Here is a 7,628-nt window from a genome sequence, read left to right as displayed (position 1 = left end):
GTCGGGGGGATCGCGGACAAGATCCCGGCTGCCGCCGACCTCGTGGCGGATCTCGGTCGGAGGGTGCGGGCGGCCTCCGCGGAGGGAACGGCGATCCGCGCCCGCATCGCCGACGCCTTCGCGATCAGCGACGCCGCGCCCCGCGGCAGCCTCGGCCAGATCGCCCCCGGCGCGCCGGCCCCCGACCTCGTCCAGTCGTCCACCCAGTCGGCCGCCCGCGCGGCGGCGCAGCCCGCCAAGGGGGCGGGGAAGGGGGCGGAGAAGACGGCCGAGCCGGAGGACGACGCCTTCCGCGACGAGGTCGCGCGCCTCACCCGGCGCACCGGCCTCCTGACGATCGAGGCCGACGCGGTCGGCCGGGAGGAGGGCGCTGCCGCCAGGGCCGAGGCGGCGTTCCGCCTGCTGGAGGCGGCCAAGAAGGCCGACCTCGCGGTGACCCCGGCTCTGCGCGAGGAGGTCGACCGGGTCGCCGAGGCCTACGGAGCGGCGACCGCGCAGGTGGAACGGGCGGAAGCCGCGCAACGCGCCGCCCAGACCGCCTCGCGTGAGCTCGGCTCGGCGCTCGCCGACAGCTTCAAGGGCGCGATCCTGCACGGCGAACGGCTGACGAGTGTGATCTCCCGGCTCGCCACGACGCTCGCGAGCCGGGGCATCGACCGGGCCTTCGACGGCCTGTTCGGCCGCGGCGGCCCCGGCTCCGACCTCGTCGGCGACGCCCTCGGGTCGCTCGGCCTGACCCAGAACCCGACCGGCCGCGCCGCCGGCGGTCCCGTCACTCCAGGCGTCGCCTACACGGTGGGCGAGAGCGGCCGCGAGACCTTCGTGCCGCTCCAGCCAGGACGCATCCTGCCGGCGACGCACGGCGTCGCGGCCCCGGCCCCCGCCCCGAACGTCCAGGTCTCGGTCTCGATCGCCACCGCGGATGCCCCGAGCTTCCATCGCTCGGAGACGCAGGTGAGCGCCGCCCTGGCCCGGGCGGTGCAGCGCGGCCTCAGGGGCCTGTAAGCACTTGAGGAGTCCCATAAGCCATGCCGAGCCCCTTCCACGAGGTGCGCTTCCCCCTCGCCCTGTCCTACGGCTCCCGCGGCGGGCCGGAACGGCGAACCGAGATCGTCACGCTCGGCTCCGGCGACGAGGAGCGCAACGCCCTCTGGCGCCATTCCCGGCGCCGCTACGATGCGGGGCCGGCCCTGCGCTCCGCCGAGGACGTGGCTCTGCTGGTCGCCTTCTTCGAGGAGCGGCGCGGGCCGCTCTACGGCTTCCGCTGGCGCGACACCTTCGACCACAGCTCCGCACCGCCCGGACAGCCCATCGCGCCCGCCGACCAGCACCTCGGCACCGGCGATGGCGCCACCCGGGTCTTCCCGCTGGTGAAGACCTACGGGGCCGCCTTCGCGCCCTATGCCCGCCCGATCACCAAGCCGGTCGCCGGCTCGGTCCAGGTCGCGGTCGGCGGCGTCGCGCTTGCCGCCTCCGCCTTCGCGCTCGATGCCACGACCGGCCTCGTCACCCTCAAGGCCGCGCCGGCTCCGGGCGCCGTGGTCACCGCCGGTTTCAGCTTCGACGTGCCGGTGCGCTTCGCCACCGACCGCATCGAGATTGACTACCAGGCCCTACGCGCGGGCGTGGTCGCCGACATTCCGATCCTCGAGATCCGGCGGTGACCGCATGAAGACGCTCTCGCCCACCCTCGCCGCCAGCCTCGCGAGCGGGGTCACCACCCTGTGCCACTGCTGGATCGTCACCCGTACCGATGGCGTGCGCCTCGGCTTCACCGACCACGACGAGGACCTCACCGTCGACGGCGTCCCGTGCTCGGCCGAGAGCGGCGCCACCGGCACGGCGCTGGAACAGGGCACCGGGCTCGGCGCCGACAGCCTGGAGATCGTCGGGGCGCTGACCAGCGGGCGCCTCGCGGAGGCCGAGCTGGCGCGCGGCCTGTTCGACGGCGCCGCCGTCGCGGTCTGGCGGGTCGACTGGGCGAGCCCGGTCGACCGGGTCCTCGTCCTCTCCGGCACCGTCGGCGAGGTCTCGCGCGGGCCCACCGCCTTCACGGCGGAGGTGCGCGGCCTCGCCGACCGGCTCAACCAGCCCCGCGGCCGGGTCTATCAGCGCTCCTGCGACGCGCTCCTCGGGGACGGCCGCTGCAAGGTCGACGCCACCGCGCCGGCGATGCGCGGCGCCGGCACGGTCGCGACGGTGCGCAGCGCGCGCAGCCTCACCGCCTCCGGCCTCGCCGGGTACGCCTCCCGCTGGTTCGACGCCGGCCGGCTGGTCTGGACCACCGGCGCCAATGCCGGCGCCGCGGTCGAGGTCCGGGCCCATGTCCGCGCCGGGGCGCTCGCCGCCCTCGACCTGTGGGAGCCGATGCCGGCCCCGATCAGCCCGGGCGACGCGTTCCAGGTCGTCGCCGGCTGCGACAAGTCCCTGGCGAGCTGCCAGGACAAGTTCTCCAACGTCCTCAACTTCCGCGGCTTCCCGGATCTGCCGGGCAACGACTACGCCGTGGCCTACGCCGTCCAGGGGGCAGACAATGATGGAGGCCGCCTCGGCTGACACCCGCGCGCGCGTCGTCGCGCTGGCGCGCACCTGGCTCGGCACGCCCTACCACCACCAGGCCAGCGTGCGGGGCGCGGGCTGCGACTGCCTTGGCCTGCTGCGGGGCGTCTACGCCGCGCTCTACGGCGCCGAGCCGGAGGTGCCGCCGCCCTACACGCCGAGCTGGGCCGAGGATCGCGGAGAGGAGACGCTGCGGGATGCCGCCGCCCGCCACCTGGTGGCCCTCGAACCGGCGGCGGCCGGGCCCGGCGACGTGCTGCTGTTCCGCTGGCGCGATCGTCTGCCGGCCAAGCATTGCGGGATCGTGGTCGGCCCCTCGCACATGATCCACGCCTATGACGGCCACGCGGTGGTGGAAACCTGGATCCCGCCGGCCTGGGCCCGGCGCATCGCCTACGCCTTCCGTTTCCCGGAGATCCCGACGTGAGCACGCTCGTCCTGTCCTATGCCGGCCAGGCGGTCGGCAGCGCGCTCGGCGGCCCGATCGGCGGGGCCATCGGCCAGATGCTCGGTGCCGCCGGCGGCAGCGCCCTCGACCGCGCCCTGTTCGGCGCGCGGGCAAAGCCGCAGATCAACCTCGGCCCGCGCCTGTCCGACCTCCACGTCACCGCCTCGACCGAAGGCGCCGCCATCGCGCGCGTGTTCGGCCGGGTCCGCGTCGGCGGGCAGATCATCTGGGCCACGAAGATCAAGGAAGTCCAGAAGGTCGAGAAGGTGAAGTCCTCCGGCGGCAAGGGCGGCGGGGGACAGAAGCAATTCAACGTGACCTATGCCTACAGCGTCAGCGTGGCGATTGCCCTGTGCGAAGGCCCGATCGTCGCCGTGGGCCAGGTCTATGCCGACGGCAAGCCGATCACCCTCGCGGCCTACGGCGCCCGGGTCTATCTCGGCGGCGAGGCGCAGGGGCCGGACCCGAAGATCGCGGCCATCGAAGGCGCCGCCAACGCCCCGGCCTATCGCGGGCTCGCGTACATCGTGTTCGAGGATTTGCCGCTGGCGGCCTTCGGCAACCGTGTCCCGGTCATCACCGCGGAGGTGATCCGGCGCGCGCCCAACGCGTCGGGCCGGCCGGCCCTCGAGGAGCTGGTGACCGCCGTCACGATGATCCCGAGCATGGGCGAGTTCACCTACGCCACCGCGCCGGTCACCGCCTCGACCTTCGGCGGCATTGCCGGCCAGAACACGGTGTCGGGCGGGGTCGACGCGCTGAAGGCGCTGGATCAGCTCGCCGTCGAGGCGCCGCGCTGCCGGCACGTCTCGCTCGTGGTCGCCTGGCACGGCACCGACCTGCGGCTGTCGGCCTGCCGCATCGTCCCGAAGGTCGAGACGGCCACGAAGACCACCACCCCGGAATGGCTCGCCGGCGGGGTCGACCGGGCGAGCGCTGCGATCGTCAGCCGCGACGCGGGCGGCGCCCCGCTGCTGGGCGGCGCGCCGTCCGACCTGTCGGTGGTGCAGCTGATCCAGGCGCTGAAAGCGCGGGGCTACGCCGTCACGCTCTACCCGTTCGTGATGATGGACATCCCCGCCGGCAACGGCCTGCCCGATCCCTATGGCGGGGCGGAGCAGGCGGCGTTTCCCTGGCGCGGGCGGGTAACCTGCCATCCGGCGCCCGGCCGGCCCGGCACGGTCGACAAGACCGCGGCGGCGGCCAGTCAGGTCGCGGCGTTCTTCGGCAGCGTGGCGCCGGCGGATCTGGCGTGGAACGGCCGCACGGTGACCTGTGCGAAGGCCGAGTTCTCCTTCCGGCGCTTCATCCTCAGCTGCGCGCGCCTGGCCGAGGCCGCGGGCGGGGTGGATACCTTCCTGATCGGCTCGGAGATGATCGGGCTGACCACAGTGCGGTCCGGCGCCTCGACCTTCCCGGCGGTGGCGCAGCTCGTCAGCCTCGCGGCCGACGCGCGGTCGATCCTCGGCGGCGCCACCAGGATCGCCTATTCGGCCGACTGGACGGAATACGCCAACCATCGCCCGGCCGATGGTTCCGGTGACGTGTATTTCCACTTGGATCCGCTGTGGTCGAGCCCCAACATCGACTTCGTCGGGATCGACAACTACATGCCGCTCGCCGACTGGCGCGACGGGTTCGACCACCTCGACGCTAAAGCCGGGGCGCCCTCGCCCTACGATCCCGGGTACCTGGCCGGCAACGTCGCGGCCGGCGAGCTGTTCGACTGGTACTATCCGACGCCGGCCGACCGCGACGCGCAACGGCGGGCGCCGATCGCCGACACGGCGTATGGCGAGCACTGGGTGTTCCGCCTCAAGGATCTGCGCGCCTGGTGGTCGAACCCGCATCGCGACCGGCCGGGCGGGGTGCGCCAGGCCACCGCCACCGGGTGGGTGCCGCAGGGCAAACCGATCCGGTTCATCGAACTCGGCTGCCCGGCCGTCGACAAGGGCATGAACCAGCCCAACGTCTTCGTGGACCCGAAGTCCTCGGAGTCGTTCCTGCCCTACTCCTCGAACGGCCGGCGGGATCTCGCCGCGCAGCGCGCGTATCTCGAAGCCACGCTGGCCTACTGGCAGGGCAGTACCGGCAACCCGGTGTCGTCGGTCTATGGCGGCCGGATGGTCGATCCCGAGCGGCTGTTCGTCTGGACGTGGGACGCCCGGCCCTATCCGGACTTCCCGCGCCAGGCGAGCGTGTGGAGCGACGGGCCCAACTACCGGCTCGGCCACTGGATCAACGGGCGGCTCGGCCTCAACCCGATCGCCGACGTGGTGGCCGAGCTGTGCGGCGGCCTCGGGGTGCCGATCGATGTCGGCCAGCTCTACGGCCTGGTGGAAGGCTACGCGATCACGGAGGTGCAGACGCCGCGGGCCTCGCTCGACCCGTTGCGGACGTGCTTCTTCTTCGACGGGGCGGAGTCGGCCGGGCGGCTGGTCTTCGCGCCGCTGGCGCGGGCGCCGGCGGCGGCCCTCACCGCCGACGACCTGGTGGCGCGGGGCGGCAGCGCCGGCGACTACCGGCGCACGCGGGGGGAGGAGACGGCGCTGCCGGGGGTGGTGGCGCTGACCTACATCGATCCGCAGCGCGGCTACCAGTCGGCCAGCGTCGAGGCGCGGCGGGTGGGCGGCCGGGCCAACGCGGTGCAGCGGGTGAGCGTGCCGCTCTGCCTGGACGAGGGGGCGGCACGCGGCATCGCGCAGGCGCTGCTCTATCAGGGCGTGGTCGAGCGGGAGGAGGTCGGGGCGACCCTGCCGCCGTCCTGCCTCGCCTTGGACGCCGGCGACGTCGTCACCCTCTTCCTCGCCGGGAGCACCACCGACTACCGGCTGACCCGCCTCGGCCTGGAAGGGGGCCGGCCGGCGAGCGGCATCCGCACCGACCTGGCGGTGTTCGCCGCTCCCGACGGCACGGCGACGCCGCGGCCAGCCGAGCCGCCCGCCACCGTGGGGGTAGCGTTGTTCCAGTTCCTCGACCTGCCGCTCCTGCGGCCGGACGCGGTGCCCCATGCGCCCTACCTCGCCGCCTACACGGCGCCGTGGTCGCCGGTGGCGGTCCTGCGCGCGACCGCCGGCGGGGCGTTCGCGGACGATGCGACGGTGGGAGCGCGGTCGATCGTCGGGCGGCTGACGGCCGAGCTCTATCCGGGCCCGTGCGGGCGGTGGGACCGGGTGAACGCGGTCTATCTCGAGGTGCCGCGCGGGGTCGAGCTGGCATCGGCGCCCGAGGTCGACGTGCTCAACGGGGCCAACGTCGCGGCCCTGCTGACGCCGTCGGGCGAGTGGGAGGTGCTGCAATGGGCGCAGGCCGCCCTCCTCGCGCCGGGCCGCTACCGGCTCTCGACGCTGCTGCGCGGCCAGCTCGGGACGGAGTTCGCCCTCGGCACCCCGACGCCGGCGGGCGCCCCGTTCGTGGTCCTCACCGACGCGCTGGTGCAATCCGGAATGCCTTTGTCGGCGCGCACCCTGCCGCTCGCCTGGCGCTGGGGGCCGCTCGGCCGACCGCAGGACGATCCGAGCTTTGCCGGCGCCACCCTGGCGTTCCGGGGCGTGGGCCTGCGGCCCTACGCGCCGGCGCAGGCCCGGATGCTGCGGGCGGCGTCGGGCGACCTGGTGCTGTCGTGGATCCGGCGCACCCGGATCGACGGCGACCCGTGGGAACAGGTCGAGGTGCCCTTGGCCGAGGAAGCCGAGGCCTACGCCCTCGACGTGCTCTCGGGCTCGACGGTCCTGCGCACCTTCGAGGTGACCGCGCCCACCGTCACCTACACCGCCGCCCACCAGGCGGCCGACTTCGGCGGGCCGGTCGCGAGCCTGTCCGTCGCGGTCCACCAACTCTCGGCAACCTACGGCCGCGGCGCGGCCCTGAGGGCGACCCTGTATGCCTGATGCCACCACCGCCAACCTCGCCCTGCCGCTGATGGCGGCGGCGCAGGCGCAGAAGCACGTGACCCACAACGAGGCGCTCGCTGCCCTCGACACGCTGGTGCAGCTCGCGGTCCTCGACAAGGACCTGACCGCCCCGCCGGCGAGCCCGGCGGAGGGCGACCGCTACCTGATCGCCGGGGCCGCGCCCACGGGCGCCTGGACGGGCTGGGCCGGGCGGGTGGTGCGCTACCAGGACGGGGCGTGGCGTTCCTTCGTGCCGCGTCCCGGCTGGCTCGCCTTCGTGGTGGACGAGGCGGACCTCTACACCTGCACGGGTGTGGCGTGGGTCTCGTTCCGCTCCAGCCTCACCGCGCTCCAGAACCTCGCCCGCCTCGGGATCGGCACCACCGCCGACGCGCAGAACCCCTTCGCCGCCAAGCTCAACAAGGCGCTGTGGACCGCCCTGACGGCGGGCGAGGGCGGAACCGGGGACCTGCGCACCACCCTCAACAAGGAAGCGCCGGGCAACACCCTGTCGCTGCTGTTCCAGTCCGGCTACTCCGGCCGGGCCGAACTCGGCCTCACCGGCGACGACGACCTCCGGCTGAAGGTCTCGGCCGACGGCGGCACCTGGCGCGAGGCCCTGCGGGTCGATCGCGCGACCGGCGGCCTCGACCTCACCGCCGCGGAGGCTTCCGCCCCGGTCGCCGCCACGGTCGACCTCGGGGCGCTCCCCGCCCTCAAGGTCGCGC

6 protein-coding genes are annotated in these 7,628 nt (G+C 74.2%); all 6 read left to right on the top strand.

What is annotated here, in order from left to right:
• On the top strand, positions 1-1,005 hold a 1,005-nt coding region (locus ABZT49_RS06635), incomplete at its 5' end, for a hypothetical protein (RefSeq protein ID WP_355284638.1).
• Between the two features lie 23 nt (positions 1,006-1,028).
• Complete coding sequence (locus tag ABZT49_RS06630) at positions 1,029-1,664, top strand: DUF2460 domain-containing protein (protein ID WP_355284635.1); 636 nt, start codon at positions 1,029-1,031, stop codon at positions 1,662-1,664.
• 4 nt (positions 1,665-1,668) lie between these two features.
• Entirely contained in the window at positions 1,669-2,556 is an 888-nt protein-coding gene (locus tag ABZT49_RS06625) for a DUF2163 domain-containing protein (protein WP_355284632.1), read from the top strand.
• Entirely contained in the window at positions 2,534-2,986 is a 453-nt protein-coding gene (locus ABZT49_RS06620; protein ID WP_407943452.1) for a DUF6950 family protein, read from the top strand. Before ABZT49_RS06625 ends, ABZT49_RS06620 begins: the two co-directional genes overlap by 23 nt.
• Positions 2,983-6,897, top strand: coding sequence for a glycoside hydrolase/phage tail family protein (locus tag ABZT49_RS06615; protein ID WP_355284629.1), 3,915 nt, complete (start codon positions 2,983-2,985; stop codon positions 6,895-6,897). Before ABZT49_RS06620 ends, ABZT49_RS06615 begins: the two co-directional genes overlap by 4 nt.
• Positions 6,890-7,628, top strand: a 739-nt coding sequence (locus ABZT49_RS06610) for a DUF2793 domain-containing protein (protein ID WP_355284626.1), incomplete at its 3' end; no start/stop codon positions are given. The genes ABZT49_RS06615 and ABZT49_RS06610, both read left to right, overlap by 8 nt.

This window comes from Methylobacterium sp. EM32, from assembly GCF_040593685.1.
GTDB lineage: Bacteria > Pseudomonadota > Alphaproteobacteria > Rhizobiales > Beijerinckiaceae > Methylobacterium.
Note: the sequence above shows the minus strand (reverse complement) of the source record. Positions and strands in the feature narration are given on the sequence as shown.

Excerpts from the sequence above, each read along its gene's own strand:
- ABZT49_RS06625 (WP_355284632.1), top strand. The coding sequence starts at position 1,669 with ATGAAGACGCTCTCGCCCACCCTCGCCGCCAGCCTCGCGAGCGGGGTC.
- ABZT49_RS06630 (WP_355284635.1), top strand. The coding sequence starts at position 1,029 with ATGCCGAGCCCCTTCCACGAGGTGCGCTTCCCCCTCGCCCTGTCCTAC.
- ABZT49_RS06620 (WP_407943452.1), top strand. The coding sequence starts at position 2,534 with ATGATGGAGGCCGCCTCGGCTGACACCCGCGCGCGCGTCGTCGCGCTG.